This is a genomic window from Kribbella sp. NBC_01505 (assembly GCF_045040285.1).
Taxonomy (GTDB): domain Bacteria; phylum Actinomycetota; class Actinomycetes; order Propionibacteriales; family Kribbellaceae; genus Kribbella.
The window spans coordinates 56,086-73,044 of the sequence record NZ_CP109425.1 but is presented as its reverse complement, the minus strand read 5'-3'; the positions used below and the strand labels follow the sequence as shown (position 1 = coordinate 73,044).

12 protein-coding genes are annotated in these 16,959 nt (G+C 67.9%); 8 read left to right on the top strand and 4 right to left on the bottom strand.

The window, feature by feature from the left end; genetic code table 11:
- Positions 1-64: 64 nt before the first annotated feature.
- Positions 65-1,255, bottom strand: a complete 1,191-nt coding sequence (locus OG474_RS00285) for an ROK family protein (protein WP_405060099.1) — start codon at positions 1,253-1,255, stop codon at positions 65-67.
- A 152-nt stretch (positions 1,256-1,407) separates the two neighbouring features.
- Here OG474_RS00285 and OG474_RS00280 point away from each other — a divergent pair, with 152 nt between their 5' ends.
- Genes OG474_RS00280 through OG474_RS00260 form a run of 5 tightly spaced genes read left to right on the top strand, consistent with a single transcriptional unit; the run spans position 1,408 to position 9,118 of the window.
- Positions 1,408-3,075: an extracellular solute-binding protein gene (locus OG474_RS00280; RefSeq protein ID WP_405060098.1), complete on the top strand. Its 1,668-nt coding sequence runs from the start codon at positions 1,408-1,410 to the stop codon at positions 3,073-3,075.
- Positions 3,059-4,009 carry an ABC transporter permease gene (locus OG474_RS00275; protein WP_405060097.1) on the top strand — a complete coding sequence of 317 codons (951 nt, stop codon included), beginning with the start codon at positions 3,059-3,061 and terminating at the stop codon, positions 4,007-4,009. The genes OG474_RS00280 and OG474_RS00275 overlap by 17 nt, the downstream gene beginning before the upstream one ends.
- Positions 4,006-4,971 (top strand): carbohydrate ABC transporter permease, encoded by a 966-nt coding sequence (locus tag OG474_RS00270; RefSeq protein ID WP_405060096.1) that lies wholly within the window; start codon positions 4,006-4,008, stop codon positions 4,969-4,971. Before OG474_RS00275 ends, OG474_RS00270 begins: the two co-directional genes overlap by 4 nt.
- A gap of 5 nt (positions 4,972-4,976) precedes the next feature.
- Positions 4,977-7,166 carry a carbohydrate-binding protein gene (locus tag OG474_RS00265; protein WP_405060095.1) on the top strand — a complete coding sequence of 730 codons (2,190 nt, stop codon included), beginning with the start codon at positions 4,977-4,979 and terminating at the stop codon, positions 7,164-7,166.
- A 5-nt stretch (positions 7,167-7,171) separates the two neighbouring features.
- A complete protein-coding gene (locus tag OG474_RS00260; protein WP_405064527.1) occupies positions 7,172-9,118 on the top strand; it encodes a beta-galactosidase in 1,947 nt (648 codons plus the stop codon).
- On the opposite strand, the gene OG474_RS00255 is transcribed toward OG474_RS00260, so the two are convergent.
- Positions 9,091-10,119, bottom strand: coding sequence for a LacI family DNA-binding transcriptional regulator (locus tag OG474_RS00255; protein ID WP_405060094.1), 1,029 nt, complete (start codon positions 10,117-10,119; stop codon positions 9,091-9,093). The two genes, OG474_RS00260 and OG474_RS00255, sit on opposite strands and share 28 nt — an antisense overlap.
- Positions 10,120-10,412: 293 nt before the next feature.
- Between OG474_RS00255 and OG474_RS00250 the strand changes: the two genes are divergently transcribed.
- Both OG474_RS00250 and OG474_RS00245 read left to right on the top strand, forming a co-directional pair.
- Positions 10,413-11,129 (top strand): glycoside hydrolase family 12 protein, encoded by a 717-nt coding sequence (locus OG474_RS00250; protein ID WP_405060093.1) that lies wholly within the window; start codon positions 10,413-10,415, stop codon positions 11,127-11,129.
- A 165-nt stretch (positions 11,130-11,294) separates the two neighbouring features.
- Positions 11,295-11,888: a hypothetical protein gene (locus OG474_RS00245; RefSeq protein WP_405060092.1), complete on the top strand. Its 594-nt coding sequence runs from the start codon at positions 11,295-11,297 to the stop codon at positions 11,886-11,888.
- 153 nt (positions 11,889-12,041) lie between these two features.
- On the opposite strand, the gene OG474_RS00240 is transcribed toward OG474_RS00245, so the two are convergent.
- Positions 12,042-12,395 carry a GNAT family N-acetyltransferase gene (locus OG474_RS00240; RefSeq protein ID WP_405060091.1) on the bottom strand — a complete coding sequence of 118 codons (354 nt, stop codon included), beginning with the start codon at positions 12,393-12,395 and terminating at the stop codon, positions 12,042-12,044.
- Between the two features lie 1,023 nt (positions 12,396-13,418).
- On the opposite strand from OG474_RS00240, the gene OG474_RS00235 reads away from it, so the two are divergent.
- Positions 13,419-13,619: a hypothetical protein gene (locus OG474_RS00235; protein ID WP_405060090.1), complete on the top strand. Its 201-nt coding sequence runs from the start codon at positions 13,419-13,421 to the stop codon at positions 13,617-13,619.
- Positions 13,620-14,088: 469 nt separating this feature from the next.
- Here the strand turns inward: OG474_RS00235 and OG474_RS00230 are convergent, their stop codons facing one another.
- Complete coding sequence (locus tag OG474_RS00230) at positions 14,089-15,933, bottom strand: DUF222 domain-containing protein (protein WP_405060089.1); 1,845 nt, start codon at positions 15,931-15,933, stop codon at positions 14,089-14,091.
- Positions 15,934-16,959 lie beyond the last annotated feature (1,026 nt).

Genomic DNA, 16,959 nt, shown 5'->3' with positions numbered 1-16,959 from the left:
CGGCGCGGTCAAGATCCGGACGGCGGTGGAGACGTAACTTTTCGGCTGGGTAGGCCGGGGTGGATCAGCCGGGGATGCGCCCGGCGTCGAGCTGGTCGAGGGAGCGGGCCACGGCACCGATGGCGGTGATGTCGTGGCCGAGGGTCGACAGCGCGACGGCGCAACCGCCCGCGCCTGGCGCCAGCGCCTGCTCGTGCAGTTCCTTCTCGACCGCGGGCAGCAGCCATTCGCCGAGGGTGGCGTAGTAGCCGCCGAGCACGATCAGCGCGGGATTGAGGACGTTCGCCAGCATCGCCACGCCCTGGCCGAGCCAGCTGCCGGCCTCGAGAAGCGCCTTCACCGTCTCGCCGTCACCGGCAGCGGCCCGGGCGACGACCTGCTCGACGGCGAGCTGGAGATCATCGAGATCGGAGTCGTCGTTCAACCGGCGAACCAGTGCGGGGATGCCGGCCACGGCCTCCAGGCAGCCCCGGCGACCACAGCCGCAGAGCGGACCGTCCGGTGCGACCCGCAGATGGCCGACCTCACCGACGTACCCGAGGTTGCCTTGCAGTGGACGGCCGTCTGCGATGACTCCAGCCCCAAGACCGGTGTCGCCCGAGATCTGGATCAGGTTGCTCGTGCCCGCGAACGGACCGTAGCGATATTCGGCGAGCGCGCTGAGGTTGGCGTCGTTGTCGACGGTCACGGGGAAGCTGGGGTTGCTCAGCGCGTCCAGTAGTCGCGGCTTCAGGGCGAAGTCGCGCCAGCCGAGGCCGGCCGCCAGTACGACGGTGCCGTCGCGGTCGACGAGCCCGGGCACTCCGACGGTCAGCCCGAGGATCTGCCGGCCGGTGGCCTCGACGGCGGCCATCGCGCGCCGGGCCAGCGCACTCGTCGCGGTCAGTGTCTTGTCGGGACCGGCGCCGCGGCCAGGACCGGAGCGATGCCAGCGCAGGATCTGCCCACCGGCGGCGTCGTACGCGATCGCGGTCAGGCCGCGCGCGCTGATCTCCATCCCGATCGCCGCGTACGTCGAGCCGTCCAGCTCGAGCAGGGTGGCCGGCCGGCCGATCTTGTTCTGGGTCTGCTCGGTCTCCCGGATCAGCCGGCGGTCGATCAGGCCGCCGACGATGTTGGTGATGGTGGCCTTGTTCAGGCCGGTGCCGCCGGCGATCGCGGCCCGCGAGCACGGGGCGTTGGCCCGCAGGAATCCCAGCACGGCGGACAGATTGGTGGCCCGGACATCGCTGTAGTCGGCGGTCGGTGTGCTCAACGTGTGTCCGTTCGGAGTCGATGGGATCTTCGGGCTGGGCGGTCTTCAGTCTGGCATCTTGTCGCGGCGCGGTGCATCAACTACTTTGTTTGGCGTCAAGCCAAACTAACTCTAGCTCGGAACGTCCGTCGTTCCCAGTGGAAGGACCTACTGTGACCGGAACTGGAAGTAGCGGACCGAACCGCCGGAGTTTTCTCGCCCTCGTCGGAGCCGGTACGGCGGCCGTCGCCGGCGCCGCGTCGCTGACCGCCTGCTCGGACGGCGGTGGCGGTTCGACCACGGCCGGGAACGCCCAGGCCACCGACAAGCTGACCGGCCTGCTGCCGAAGTACACCCCGTTCGACGGCGTCAAGCCCGACCTGATCGGCGAGAACGGTGCGGCACCGGGATTCACGAAGTACCCGACCCAGCTGACCCGCGCCGTCGCGGAGCCGCCGGTGAAGAGCGGCAAGGAGGTCACGGCGATGACCCCGCTGTGGGCCCCGGCCCCGCCCGGTCTGGGCAGCAACTCCTACTACGCCGCCAACAACGAGCGGATCGGCGCAGGAGTCCGGTTCAACATCGTCAACGGGATCGACTACGGCGACAAGCTCGGTCCGCTGCTTGCTGCCGGCAACGTCCCGGAGCTGCTCTGCGTCCCGGGCTGGAACATCGGCGGCCTGACCAGGTTCGGCCAGGCCGTGGACAAGCTGTTCGAGGACCTGACGCCGCACCTTGCCGGTGACAAGGTGTCGCCGTACCCGATGCTCGCGAACCTGCCGACCGCGGCCTGGGCCTACTCGGTCTGGAACAACCAGCTCAAGGCGGTCCCGTTCCCCTCCGACGGAATCCCTTGGCTGCTGTACTACCGCAAGGACCTGATGGACAAGGTCGGTGCCCAGCCGCCGAAGTCGATCGCGGACCTGGAGGCCCTGGGCAAGCAACTGACCGATGCCAAGCGCAAGCAGTGGGCGTTCGGCTCGATCGCCGACGAGGTCATGCGCGCGTACGGCGTGCCCGGTGGCTGGCGCAAGGACTCCAGCGGCAAGCTGATCCGCGGGCTCGAGACGCCGGAGTTCGAGGAGGCGGTCGCCTTCGTCCGCAAGACCTTCCAGAACGGCTGGGTGCACCCCGAGGTGGTCGCGAACGCGAGCGCCGACCAGAAGCCGCTGTTCGAGGGCGGTCAGGTCGTCATCCGCCAGGACGGTACCGGCACCTGGGGCGAGACCCTGCAGCGCCAGCAGGCGGTCAACCCGTCGTTCCGGATGGACGCGGTGCTGCCGTTCGCCCACGACGGCGGGACGCCGATCGTCTGGTCCGGTGATCCGGCCGGCATCTTCACCTTCGTCAAGAAGGGCCTGCCGGCCGACCGGATCGCGGAGCTGCTGGGCGTGCTCAACTACACCGCGGCGCCGTTCGGCACCGAGGAGAACCAGCTGTACAACTACGGTCTCGAGGGCAAGCACTACACCCGCCAGCCCTCCGGTGCGCCGAAGCTGACCCCGCTGGGCCAGAAGGAGATCGCGCCCACCTACATCTTCCTCGGTGGCCGCCCGTTGGCGATCACGACGAGCGAGTACCCCGGCTATGTGGAGTCGATGAGCGCCTTGCAGAACGCGATCGCGAAGGTCCGCGAGAAGAACCTGTTCGAGGGGATCCGGGTCGAGCAGCCGGCCAAGTTCGCGGCGTTGGCCCAGCCGTTCAACGACAAGGTGCAGGACATCTACCGCGGCCGCCGGCCGATGAGCGACCTGAAGGTCGCGATCACGGAGTGGCAGACCAAGGGCGGCGACGCCGGCCGTGACTTCTTCGCCAAGGTTCTCAGTGACAACGGTCGCTGAGTCCCGCCGCCGCGCCCGGGGCGGCGCCACCTGGCGGCAGCGGTTCCGCAAGGACTGGCCGCTGCTGCTGATGGTGTCGCCGGTGATCGTGCTGCTCGGGGTGTTCCACTACTTCCCGACCCTGGGCAACGTGATCGCCTTCCAGGACTACTCGCCGTACGCCGGGATCCGGGGCAGCGAGTGGATCGGGTTCGCCAACTTCGCCCGGTTGTTCAGCGAGCCGGAGTTCTGGTCGGCGCTGCTGAACACGTTGACGATCACCGGGTTCCAGCTGGTGTTCTTCTTCCCGATCCCGATCTTCCTGGCCCTGTTGCTGAACAGCGTGCTGTCGGTGCGGGTGCGGACGATGATCCAGGGCGTGGCGTACCTGCCGCACTTCTTCTCCTGGGTCCTCGTCGTCTCGCTGTTCCAGCAGATGCTGGGCGGCTCGGGCCTGCTCGCCCAGACCCTGCGTACGCACGGGCACGGTGCGTTCGACCTGATGACGAACCCGGACACCTTCCTGCTGCTGGTCACCTCGCAGGCGGTCTGGAAGGACGCGGGGTGGGGGATGATCGTCTTCCTCGCCGCGCTCAGCACCATCAACCCGGCCCTGTACGAGGCAGCGGCCGCCGACGGCGCCAACCGGTGGCGGCGGCTGTGGCACATCACGCTGCCCGGCCTGCGTCCGGTGATCATCCTGTTGCTGATCCTCCGGCTGGGTGACGCGCTGTCCGTCGGTTTCGAACAGTTCATCCTGCAGCGGGCCGCCGTCGGCTCCGAGGTGTCGGAGGTACTGGACACCTACGTGTACTACCAGGGCCTGCTGGTCGGTGACTTCGGGTACGGCGCCGCCGCCGGACTGTTCAAGGGAGTCGTGGGGCTCGTGCTGATCCTGGTCGCCAATCGATTCGCTCACATGATGGGTGAGCAGGGGGTGTATTCGACGTCATGACCTCTCCGAATCTGACGATCGCCGGCCGGCTGGCCCGGCGCCGGGCCGTGGCCCCCGAGAACGAGCGGCCCGCCTGGGAGGAGCCGCCCTCGGTTCCCGGCCGGATCGGCAAGGGCGTGATCCTCGCGCTGGTCGTGCTGGCCGTCACCTTCCCGCTGTACGTCGTGGTGGTGACCAGCCTGTCGAGTACCGAGGCGGTCACCCGGGCCGGCGGTCTGGTGGTGGTCCCGCGCGAGCTGACACTGTCGGCGTACGTCCAGTTGCTGTCCGGGGGAGTGGTCACCAAAGCCCTGGTGGTCAGCATGGGCGTCACGGTGATCGGGACGCTGTTCAGCCTGGTCATCACCGTGCTGGCGGCGTACGGGCTGTCGCGACCGGGGTCACTGCTGCATCGCCCGCTGTTGTTCGTGGTGCTGCTGACCTTCCTGTTCGGGCCGGGCATCATCCCCAGCTACCTGCTCGTCAGCTCGTTCGGGCTGATCGACAGCTACGCCTCGCTGATCCTTCCGACGGCGATCTCGGCGTTCAACCTGATCGTGATGCGGTCGTTCTTCATGGGCATCCCGGGGGAGCTGATCGACAGTGCCCGGGTGGACGGCGCCAGTGAGTTCGGGATCCTGACCCGGATCGTGATGCCGCTGTCCAAGGCGGTGGTGGCGGTGGTCGGGCTGTTCTACGCGGTCAGCTACTGGAACGCGTTCTTCAACGCCTTGCTCTACCTCAACGACAACAACAAGTGGCCGCTGCAGCTCGTGCTGCGGACCTACATCGTGCAGGCCCAGCAGTTGCCGTCGGGCGCCGGTGGAATCGTGGCGTCGCCGGGGATGAACCTCGCCCCGGCACCGACGCTGGCGATCAAGATGGCGATCGTCGTGATCGCCGTCGTACCGGTCCTGCTGGCCTACCCGTTCATCCAGCGGCACTTCACCAAGGGCGTCATCATCGGCGCGGTCAAGGGGTGATCTTTATGGACTTGAAGCGAAGGAACTTCTTGGCGCTGAGCGCCGGAGCCGCTGCTGTCGCCGCGACCTCTACTCAGCCCGCCGCTGCCACGAGCCAACGGGAGCGGTATCGCTGGCGCAACGTCGAGATCGTCGGCGGTGGCTTCGTCACCGGGATCATCCACCATCCGGCCCAGCGCGGGCTGGTGTATCTGCGCACCGATATCGGCGGCGCGGCGCGGCTGGACCAGCGCACGCAGCGCTGGGTCCAGTTGCTGAACTGGGTCGGCCTGGAGGAATGGAACCTGACCGGTGTCGAGAGCCTGGCTCTCGATCCGGCGGATCCGCGCCGGCTGTATCTCGCGGTCGGGACCTATACCAACGAATGGTCCCCGATCAACGGGGCGATCCTGCGTTCGAGCGATCAGGGCCGGACGTTCGAACGTACGGATCTGCCCTTCAAACTGGGCGGCAACGAACCGGGCCGCTCGATGGGCGAACGGCTCGCGGTCGACCCGAAGGACGGCCGGGTGCTCTACTTCGGCACCCGCCACCAGGGCCTGTGGCGCAGCACCGATCGCGGCGTGACCTGGGCTCGGGTCGACAGCTTCCCGACCACCGGTACGGCGGGGATCGGGCTCGGGTTCGTCTTCTTCGATCCCCGGGGTGCTCGCCGTGGGCGCCCGACGCCGACGATCTACGTCGGCGCGACCGATCCCGCATCGCCGTTGTACCGCAGTGATGACGCAGGTCTGACCTGGCAGCCGGTCGCCGCTCAGCCGACCGGTCTGATGCCGCATCACGGGGAGCTCGGCCCGGACGGCTGTCTCTACGTGACGTATGGAGATCTGCCGGGGCCGTACGAGATGTACAACGGCGGCGTGCACAAGCTGGACACTCGCACCGGGGCGTGGACCGACATCACGCCATTGCGGCCGAACACCGGTGGCGAAAATGGATTCGGGTACGCCGGTCTCGCGACCGACCCGCGCCGGCCGGGTGTGGTGATGGTGTCGACGATGGGCCGGTGGGGGCCGGTCGACGACGTCTTCCGTTCGATCGACGGCGGCGCGACGTGGCACTCGATCGCCGAGCGCATCGAGCTGGATGTGTCCGGGGCGCCGTACCTGACCTTTCATGGGGAGAAGGCGAAGCTCGGCTGGATGATCGGTGACATCTCGATCGATCCGTTCGACTCGGACAAGGTCATGTACGTGACCGGCGCGACGGTCTTCGGGACCGACGACGTGCGGAACGCCGAGCGTGGCCGGAGTACGCACTGGTCGGTGCGGGCGCAAGGGCTCGAAGAGACCGCGGTGCTGGACCTCATCAGCCCGCCGTGGGGTCCGCCGTTGATCAGCGCGCTCGGCGACATCGGCGTCTACCGGCACGACCGGCTGGACGTCGTACCGGCTGATGGTCAAGCTGCCAACCCGGTCAGCGGTACGTCGCCGAGCCTTGACTACGCCGCCCGGACGCCGGGCTTCGTTGTCCGGCTGGCCAATGACTCGGCGGGGAAGCGCGGCGCGATCTCGGTCGACGCCGGCAAGACGTGGGCGCCGTTCCCGGGGGAGCCCGCCGGGCTGACCCAGACCGGAAAGGTTGCCGTCAGCACCGATGCGCGGACCTTGATCTGGGTTTCGGGCAACATCGCGCCGCATTTCTCGCGTGACCGCGGTGCTACCTGGTCCCCGGTCGAGGGCCTGCCGAACGACGTCACCGTGGTGGGCGACCGGGTCGACCCGACGCTGTTCATCGCAGTCGCGGCCGGAACCGGCACGGCGTACCGCAGTGTCGACAGTGGTCGGACTTTCGTGCCGACGGCAACGGGTCTGGTGCTGTCGCAGGCCAAGCTGGAGACCGTGCTGGACCGGGCCGGTCATTGCTGGCTCGCGGGTGGCACGGGCGGTCTGTACCGCTCGACCGACGGCGGCCTGACCTTCGGTCGGCTGAGCGGCGTCGACGAGGCGCTGACGATCGGATTCGGCAAGGCGCGGCCGGGTCGTCCACACATGGCGGTGTACATGTCGGCGAAGGTCGCCGGGCGCGCGGGGATCTACCGGTCCGACGACATCGGTGTCTCTTGGATCCGGGTCAATGACGACCAGCACCAGTACGCCTCGACCAACGACGCGATCACGGGTGATCCGCGCGTCTACGGCCGGGTGTTCGTGTCCACGAACGGACTCGGGATTCCTTACGGAGAACTGTGTTGAGCAATGTGTTGTCCTTCGGCGGCGACTACAACCCTGAGCAGTGGTCGCCGGAGACCTGGAAGGAGGACGCCGAGCTGATGCAGCTGGCCGGGGTCAACCTGGTCACGGTCGGCGTCTTCTCCTGGTCGAATCTGGAGCCGCGGCCCGGGCAGTACGAATTCGGCTGGCTGGACACGGTGCTCGACACGCTCGCGGATCACGGCATCGGTGTGGACCTGGCGACGCCGACCGCATCGCCACCGCCGTGGTTCAGCTTGCAGCATCCGGAGGCCCTCACAGTCACGGCGGCCGGAACGCGGTTGACCCATGGAAGCCGGGACACGTACTGCGTCTGTTCGCCGGCGTACCGTGAGGCGGCCGCGCGGATCTGTGGGGTGCTGGCCGACCGGTACGCCGAGCACCCGGCGCTGACGATGTGGCATGTCCACAACGAGTACGGCACGATGTGCTACTGCGATCAAGCCGCGGTTTCCTTCCGCACCTGGCTGCGGTTTCGGTACGGCGATCTGGACGCGCTCAACGCGGCCTGGACCACGTCGTTCTGGAGCCAGCGGTACTCCGACTGGGCAGAGGTGATGCCGCCGCGGGCGACGCAGTACCTGGTCAATCCCGCGCAGTTCGTCGACTACCGGCGGTTCTGGTCGGACGAGCTGCTCGCGGCCTTCAAGGAACAGCAGACGATCATCCGGGCGGCGACACCAGATATCCCGGTGACGACGAACTTCGTCTTCGGCGGGTGGGTGCCGGTCGATCACAGCCAGTGGGCCGACGCGGTCGATCTCGTTGCCATCGACAACTACCCGTCCGGGACCGGCCTGGAGCCTGAGGAGCAGACTGCCTTCGCCGCGGATCAGGCCAGGGGATGGGCGGGGCGTGGCGAGTGGTTGTTGATGGAGCAGGCCCCCGGCGCCATCAGTGACGGCAAGCGCCTGCACACCAAAGAGCAGGGGCGGATGACGCGGATGAGTCTGTCGCACGTCGCCCGCGGATCGCGTGGTGCTCTGTTCTTCCAATGGCGGGCCTCCGCTGGTGGGGCCGAGCAGTTCCATCCCGGGATGCTGCCGCACGCCGGCCAGGAGTCCCGGCGCTTCCTGGAGACCTGTGAGCTGGGTGGCCTCCTGGGGCGGCTAGGTGACGTGACCGGTAGTCAGGTCGAGACAGAGGTCGCCGTGCTCTGGGACGCCGCTGCCTGGTGGGCGATGCAGGGAACCCATCTGCCATCGTCCGACCTCGATTACCTGGAGGCGGTTCGCTCCGCGCATCGGCAGTTCTGGCGAGCCGGGGTCGGGGTCGACGTGATTCATCCGGGGGCGGAGCTGACGCCGTACCGGCTTGTCGTCGTTCCATCGCTGTATTTGGTCGACCCTGCTCATGCGGCCGCGCTACGCGAATATGTCGCGGCCGGTGGGCATGTGCTGGTGACCTATTTCAGCGGCATTGTGGATCCGAACTGCCGGGTGTTTCTCGGCGGCTACCCGGGCGCATTCCGTGAGCTGCTCGGAATCCGGGTCGAGGAGTTCTATCCGGTCGCCGAGACCGAGCTGGCGGACGCCGGGAAAGCGCGCTGGTGGAGTGAGCAGGTTGATCCGGAGGGCGCCGAGGTGGTGGACGTCTACGCCAGTGGGCCGCTGGCCGGTTCGCCGGCGATCACCCGGAACTCCTTCGGTGGCGGCGAGGCCTGGTACGTCTCGACCCAGCTTGAGGACCCCGGCTACCGCCGGCTTGTCGAGACGGTCTGCCGACGGGCCGGCGTACCGATGCCGCTACTGCCGGACGGCGTCGAGATGGTCCGCCGCCGGAAGGACGCAGACACGTGGACCTTCCTGCTGAACCACGGTGCGGCAGAGGTGGCGATCGAGATCGAGGGACACGATCTGGTGAGCGGGCGGCCCGTCGAGGGTGCGTTGACGCTGCAGCCGGGAGCTCAGGCGGTGGTGGAGCGGTCCGGCTGAGGCGCGGGGCCGCTGCTGGCCCGAGCGGTCAGCACCGCGGGGACGAGTGTCCCCGCGGGCGGGGCGAGCCCGTCCAGCTTGCCGATCAGGAGCTCCACCGCCTGCTGCCCGATCTCCTCGGCCGGAATCGCGACCGATGACAGCCGCGGGCGCTGCCCCTCCGCGACGTCGTCCGCGCAGATCGCCAGCACGGACATGTCCTCGGGAACGCGCCGGCCGAGACTGCGCAGTACGTCGAGCAGCGGGCCGATGATCGGCTCGTTCTGAACGACCAGGCCGGTGAGATCCGGCTCCTCGCGGAGGAGCTGTTCGACTGTCGCCAGCACGGCCTCGTGCGTTGCCTCGCAGGGCGTCTCGACGCCGTGGATACCGTGCCGGTCGACGGCCGAACGGAACCCCTCCCGGGTGCGCTGTGCGAATCCGGTCTGCCGTTCGTACACGGCTGACGGCGTACCGAGCAGGGCGATGCGCTGGTGACCGAGGTCGGCCAGGTGGTCCACGCAGAGCTCGGCGGCGCGGACGAAGTCCAGGTCGATGCAGGTCAGGCCCTCGGCATCCAGCGGGAAGCCGATCAGGATCGACGGCAGATCGAGCGCGCGCAGCAGTGGCACGCGTTCGTCGTACAGCTCGATGTCCATCACCACGACCGCGTCGACCAGGGCGCTCTGCTGGACCCGCTCGAGGCCGGTCGCGCCTTCGTCGGCGGTGAGGAGCAGCACGTCATGGTCGTACCGGCGGGCTGTGGTCACCACCGCGGTCGCGAACTGCATCATCACCGGCACGTGCATCCCGGCGCGGAGGGGGATGACCAGGGCCAGCACGTTGGACCGGTTCGAGGCCAGGGCCCGGGCGCTCGCATTCGGCCGGTAGCCGAGGGCATCGACGCTCGCCTGCACCCGTTGGCGTGTCTCGGGCGAGATGGAACGCTTGCCGCTGAGAACATAGGAGACAGTGCTGGCCGCGACGCCCGCATGCCGAGCAACGTCGGCGATCGTCGCCATGGGCCCCACCTCTGGGTCGGAGTTGACAGTCGAAGCGCTTCGACAATACCACTCTGGACATTCTCGTGACCGGCGTCAAGGTCTCGGCCGCCCAGACATTGACCGTACTGCGTTCGCATTGCATAGTGATGGCGTTCCGGAGGGAATGATCTCCGGCGCATCTGTCGAATTCGAATCGAATTCGACATTGTTGATCCCTGGAGTCGGCGGCGGGTTCTCCCGCCTTTTTTCTCACGCAATATCGAAGCGCTTCGATGATTCGCCGCCGACGCCCACTCCGAGAAGGGAAATCGATGATGAAAACCTCCCCAAGATCCTTCGCGACCCCGCAGAAGGCGGTCGTGGCGCTGGTGACGCTGCTGGCCGCTCTGTTCGCCTCCGCACTGCCGGCCCACGCGGCCACCTGGGAGTCGAGCGACAAATGGGGCACGTGGTCGAACGGCGGCTACACGGTCCGCAACAACGTCTGGGGCAGCGGTGCCGGCGCCCAGACGATCTGGGCGAACTCCTACAGCAACTTCGGCGTGTGGGCCAACCACCCGAACACCGGCGGCGTGAAGTCCTACCCGCACTCCGCCCGCGACATCAACCGCCGGATCAGCTCGCTCGGCAGTCTGACCAGCAACTTCAACGTGTCCCGCCCCGGCAGCGGTGCCTACTGCACCTGCTACGACATCTGGGCCGACGGCCACAACTACGAAATCATGATCTGGATGAACAAGCAGGGTGCCGTCGGCCCCCTCGGCAGCCGCCAGACCACGACCTCGGTCGGCGGGCACACGTTCGACGTCTACCGCGGTACGAACGGCTCCAACGCGGTCTTCTCGTTCGTCCGCACCGGCAACACCAACTCCGGTTCGGTCGACATCAAGGCCATCCTCAACTGGATCCGCGGCCAGAACTGGATGGGTGACGTGAACGTCACCGATGTCCAGTTCGGCTACGAGATCACCTCCTCCAGCGGTGGTCTCAACTTCAACGTCAACAGCTACTCGGTCAGCTACTCCTGACCATCCCCTGGACCACGCGCAACGAGACACTGCCCCGACCACCGTCTCGTTGCGCGTGCCAGGTGCGGCCCGCAGCCGCCCGATCCACCCCGAACGGATCCGATCGCCCCGCGTACGTCGTACCGGTGGTCGAACAACGACTTGACGGGATCGGGGTAAGTAGAGATGGACGTACGCCGGATGAAGATCGCGGGCCTGATCGGGTTCGCGGCTGTTGCGTGCTGGCTGGTGGACTCGGCGCTCGAACTGCCTGGCGAACCGGCAGTCGGCAGCGGGCTGTGGTACTTCGAGACGGTGGTCGCCACTCTCGCGCTGGCCGGCTCCGGTCTGTTCTTCGCGACGGTAGGTGCGCTCATCAGGGACATCTCGCAGCCGACAAGGATCGCGATGCAGGTAACCGCCGTCGGCTGGTGGCTGCTTGCCATCGGAGGGGCGGCGATGCTCGTTGTCGGCTCGGACCAGATCGGAGCCGTCGGCCTGGTGTTCCCGATCGGTGGGAATCTGAGCATGCTGGCCGGGCTGATGGCCGCAGTCCTGTTCGCCCGCAACGGCGGATACACAGGTTGGCGGCGCTGGGCCGCGCTGCCGTTCGCCGTCGCGGAAGTTGTCGGTGGGCAGCTGCTGTCCAGCGACGAGTCGTCGATCCCGAGTCAGGCTGTCGAGATTCCGCAGCATCTGCTGCAACTGTTCTTCGTGGTCGCGATCGCAACCGGTGCCGCGGCCAAGACGGCGGTCTCCCGCGTCGAAGCCCCGAACTAATGCTTTGGGTGTGAGCGCCGCAGTCGACCCGCGGCGAATCAGTACGAGGTCGGCTGGGAGCAGGGCGCTTTTGCGTGCGGCGTTGCGCTATCGACGGGGGGAAGGGGCCGCCGGTCGACGTCCGAGCTGTTCCGCGACTGGCCTCGTGAACGATCAGGGACGATCCGTGGCCAGCAGGTCGAAGATCAGCAGGGCCTCGAAGGTGCCGTCGCGAAGGGGGCTGGCGGCGCGGCAGGTGCCGGCCAGGATGAACCCGTTCGCCTGAGCGAGGTGAGCCGAGGCTTTGTTGCCCTCGCCAACGGTGAGCTCCAGTCTCCTGAGGCCCAGACCGTCGGGGCTGAACGCCCGCTCGATGACCTGGCCGAGGGCTGCCGTCATGATGCCGCGACCACGAGCATCAGGGTGAGCGCAGTAGCCGACTGTCCCGCTGGTCGGATCGATCGCATCCGGAGGGGTCGCGATGCTGATGTCACCCAGCAACTGGCCAGTCTCGGAGTCGGCAACCACCCAGCTGACCTCTCCGCAGCCACCCGTCTCCGCATAGCGAGGAACTGCTCAGCCTCCGCTCGGCCGAACGGCTGCGGAATCTTCACCAGCCACCGCAGAGTCCGCGGATCGTTGCACGCCTCGATGATGCGCGGAACATCCCCATCCACAAACTGCCGCAAGACAAACCCCGGCCCACTCGCCACACAGCCACTACGCCCCACCAACAACCCCCGGTTCCCAACGCCCCCATCGCCGGCCTGCCAACTCCCGGGCCTGCCATCCCCGGGCCTGCCATCCCCGGGGCGTGCCAACCTCCGGGCGTGCCGACGACTGGGCTTGGCGACCACTGGGCGTGCCGACGACTGGGCTTGGCGACCACTGGGCTTGCTGACGACCGGGCTTGGCGACCACTGGGCTTGCCGACGACCGGGCTTGGCGACCACTGGGCTTGCCGACGACTGGGCTTGGCGACCACTGGGCTTGCCGACGACTGGGCTTGGCGACCACTGGGCTTGCCGACGACCGGGCTTGCCGACCACTGGGCTTGCCAACCCCCGGGCCTACCAGCCCCCGGGCCCGCCAACCACCCGCACCTGCCGACCCCGGGTCGTTGAACGGCCGCAGCGACGAACACCCCCACGTACGTTGCCCGGCCGCAGGTGATCGGTGTTGGTGGGAGATTTGCGGGGATCTACTGCCACGGAGCGGCGGTAGATCCCCGTGAACCTCGCAATCGGCACCATCCAGCCAACCGCAAACACCAGCAGCTCCCGTCGCCCGATCTACAGCCAGGCACGAACGCGCCCAGCCACGTACGAGGTGGCCGGTCGCCGGCCGACCATGGCCTGTTGCTTAGCGATCCGGTAACAGAGGTGACTAGGTGCCGCCCGCAACAACCTCCCGCGCGACCAACTCCGCCGCCGCCTGGATACTGGCTGTTGCTGTTGCGACTCAGGGGTGCCCGGTGCGCGGCTGAGCGATCCGACGGATTGGTGCTCACATGCTGCGGCACCAGATTCCTCTTCGCCTGGGACTGAATAGGTGGTGGTTGCCGGCCTCGATCGTCCAGCGCAGCTGCTCCGGCCGAGCGGTTTGTCAGCCGGCATCGTCTACCGCGCGGCTGCTCCGGCCCAGCGGTTGCCGGCGAGCAACGTGTACCGCGCGGCCGATCCGGCGCCGTGGTCGTGGGCGATCCGCAGACCGCGTGGCTGCTCCGGCGCCGTGATCTTGGTGATGCGCTGACGGCGTGGCTGATCCGAGACCGTGGTTTTGGTGAGGCGCAGACCGCGTGGCTGATCCGAGACCGTGGTTTGGTGAGGCGCAGACCGCGTGGCTGATTGGGCGCCGTGGCTTTGGTGATCGCACCCCACCGTGCCGTGAGCACGCACCAACCATTGCCGGGGGCACCGGTGAGTTGGGGCGTGCCGGTCGAGCACGGTACGCCGCCAGTGCCCACGTCCGCAGACCGTGCGGCGCGCGGACAACTCGGGGGATGTGGGAGCCGACCCGAGGATGTCGGAGTCGACCCGGAATCCGCTGCAGCGCGCGGCGAGTCGACCCGGAACCCACTACAGCGTCCGGCCAGCCGACGCTGTAGCCGGCCCCGGATCGTGCGGCACGCGGCTGAGCCTGGCGCCGTGGTCGTTGCTGATCCACGGACGCCTGCTGTGCTTCGTACCCGGTGACCGCGAGCCCCCGGCACAGCAGGGTTCTACGGTCCTGCTGCTGGGGTCTCGTCGGTTGCCCAGGGGTCGGTGTAGCCGGGTGCCTGCGAGAGGAGGTGGGCGCGGAAGGCTTCGCGCGCCGCGACCAGTGCGGGGTTGGGCAGGGAGCTGGCCGTGGGGAGCCGGGTTGACTGTGCCTGCAGCGCGTTGGTTCCAGGCCAGTCCACGCTGGAACCGCCCGTGCTGGCACTACCCGTGCTGGCAGCGCCCGTGCTGGCATGAGCCACACCGACACGGGTCGTGCGGGCATCGCCCGCACTGGCGCCGGCCGCGCCGACGTCGTCCGGGCTCGGACCAGCCCTGTCGCCACTGGTCCCGCGGCCGTTGGTCGCACTGCCACTGCCATTGGCCGTGCTGGCACTAGCCGCGTCGGCGTGAACCTCACCGGCACCGCCCGTGCTCGGACCAGCCCTGCTGGCGTCGGACCCGCCGGGACCACCTCGGTCGGCGTTGGCCGTTTCGGTGTTGTGGGCAGGGGTGACCCACGCGGCCATGGCAGCAAGGTCCGCAGGGGTGGGTGGTGGTGGGTCGGCCCAGGATGGGCGACCGACGTGGACGACGCCTGCGGTGATGGTGATGGTCCATTGGTTCTTGTGAACCGCGCGGTGGTGGGCGGAACACACCAGGGCGAGGTTGTGCAGGCTGGTGGGGCCGCCGTCGACCCAGTGGATGACGTGGTGGGCATGGCACATCCACGGTGGTGCTTTACACACCACGCAGCCCTTGTCGCGTTTGTTCAATGCCCGCCGGATGTAGCGGTTGACGAAGCGTTGTTCGGTGCCGACATCCAGGGGCTGCGAATCGCCGCCGAGCACGATCGGGAGGATCGCGGCATCACAGGCGAGCAGCCGGACGGCGCCGGCGGACAGGTTGCCGCCGAACACCAACTCACCCATCCCACCCGATCCACCCGTGGCACCGGTCGCATCGGTCGCACCGTTCGCACCGTTCGCGCCGGTCGCACCGGCCGCACCGTTCGCGCCGGCCGCGCTGTTGAAGGCGTCGGGGACGTTGGCGAGGGCGTTTTTGAGGTCGTTGAAGTCGATGGTGACGGTGAGGTGCGGTACGCCGGGGTGGTCGGGGTTGCCTGCCGCAGCATCCGAGATCCCGATCAGCGCATCGGCTTGGCGCTGTTCCAGGGTGCGCGGGTCACGTTCACCGTCGATGGTTTTGTGGGGTTTGGCGAGGGTGTGGATCTGGGTCTTGACTTGTTCCCCGGCGGCGCCGGGCAGGAACCCGGTGATCTTCACCCCGCCGTCGACATCACGCAGCCGCAGTGAGCGTTGCTTGTGGGTTTCGTCTTCGGCGGGTTCGGGTCCGTCGGTGTCGAGGCGGGCGAGGACGTCGCGGCCGAACTTGGTGAGCTCGCGGGTGTTGGTGTGCTCGGCGGCCCGGATCATTTCCCGTTCGGCGACGTCCAGGACTTCGACCGGCACGGTGGAGGGTGCTTTCTCCAAGGTCGACACGATGACCTTGGCCGAGTCCGGCGCCAGGACCGCCAGGACCGCCGACCCCGCCGACTCAGAGGCCGCCGACTTCGATGGGTCGGCGGGGTCTGGCAGTGCGTCGGCGACGGCGGAGTATTTGGGGAGGTTCTTGGCGAAGGTGAGGTCTTTGCGGACGTCGGCGGGGACGAGCCGGTAGCGCTGCGAGACGAGTTCGGTGGTGTCGCGGGCGCCGAGTTCTTGGGCGGTGCCGATTTCGTCGAGGCGGGCCATGGTTTGCAGTTTCAGGGTTTCGACCAGGGCGGCGGTGGCCATCAGGGTGTCGAGAGTCGACAGCAGTTCGCTGCCGCTCTGCGTGTACACCGGTGGCATCGCCAAGATCTCCATACCCCAAAGCATAGCCATGGCCACCGACAGTTTTCGAGCCCAGAACCCCTTATATACAAAGGAAGTGTGGGCTGTTGGTGTGGGCTGGTTGCCCGTTCAACTTGCCCACACCTGGCCACAGCTAAGTCAGGTGTCGGTGGTCGTGGTGGTCGGACCTTTTCGTCACCTGTCGCCGAAGAGTTTCCGGCCAGCCGACCACGTCACGTACCTAAGCCGCAGCCCATCAGCCTCAGGCAACGGGGAGCGCGGTCGCCGGGCTCCCCGTTCGGCTCAGCCATCCGTTCTGCTCGCTGTGCGTTTCAGTTGGCTGGTCTTGGTGGTTGGGCGGGGTGCAGACCGAAAGGACTCGGCCGGTGTCGTGGGTTGGTGGTTGCTCGCCGCGTCCGGCCGATCTGAAAGACAGCATGGTGGGTCGCCGCGGTGGCTGAGGTGGAGGGCGAGGCCGCGACGGAGGTTCCGGTTGCTTGCGGCTGACGGGCTTGGGTTGCGGTCCGGCAAGGCAGGCCGGTGACCATCTTCGCGTCGCCTGGGCTGCTGGGCTGCTGGGCTTTGGTTGCGGTTCGGGAGGGAGGGTCGGTGACCGCGTTCTCCGGGTTGACGGGCTCTGGGTACGGTTCGGGAAGGGAGCCGAGCGGCAGTGGACTCAGCTTCACCACCGGTCTGGGCTGGCGTGGTCACCACGGGACTTGGCTGGCGAGGTGCGTTGGTCGGTAGGTGCCTCTTAAATGGCGATCACTAGTTGCCGACTAGCGACACTTGAGGCACCCAAGCCAAAGCCCGTCAGCCGTAGGCAACGCGAAGCGCGGTCAGGGGCAGCGCCATCCCCCTCAGCCATCCGCTCAGCTCGCCGTGCGCTTCAGTCGGCCGCCCTTGGCGGACGGGCGGGGTGCAGACCGAAAGGACTCGGCCGGGGACGTCGCGCTGTGGTTTCTCGCCGCGACCGGCCGATCTGAAAGACAGCACGGCTGGCCGCCACGATGGCTGAGGTGGATGGCGAGGCCGGCGGCCAGAGCTTCCCGTTGCCTA

Excerpts from the sequence above, each read along its gene's own strand:
- OG474_RS00250 (WP_405060093.1), top strand. The coding sequence starts at position 10,413 with ATGATGAAAACCTCCCCAAGATCCTTCGCGACCCCGCAGAAGGCGGTC.
- OG474_RS00230 (WP_405060089.1), bottom strand. The coding sequence starts at position 15,933 with ATGGAGATCTTGGCGATGCCACCGGTGTACACGCAGAGCGGCAGCGAA.
- OG474_RS00255 (WP_405060094.1), bottom strand. The coding sequence starts at position 10,119 with ATGGCGACGATCGCCGACGTTGCTCGGCATGCGGGCGTCGCGGCCAGC.
- OG474_RS00265 (WP_405060095.1), top strand. The coding sequence starts at position 4,977 with ATGGACTTGAAGCGAAGGAACTTCTTGGCGCTGAGCGCCGGAGCCGCT.
- OG474_RS00245 (WP_405060092.1), top strand. The coding sequence starts at position 11,295 with ATGGACGTACGCCGGATGAAGATCGCGGGCCTGATCGGGTTCGCGGCT.
- OG474_RS00270 (WP_405060096.1), top strand. The coding sequence starts at position 4,006 with ATGACCTCTCCGAATCTGACGATCGCCGGCCGGCTGGCCCGGCGCCGG.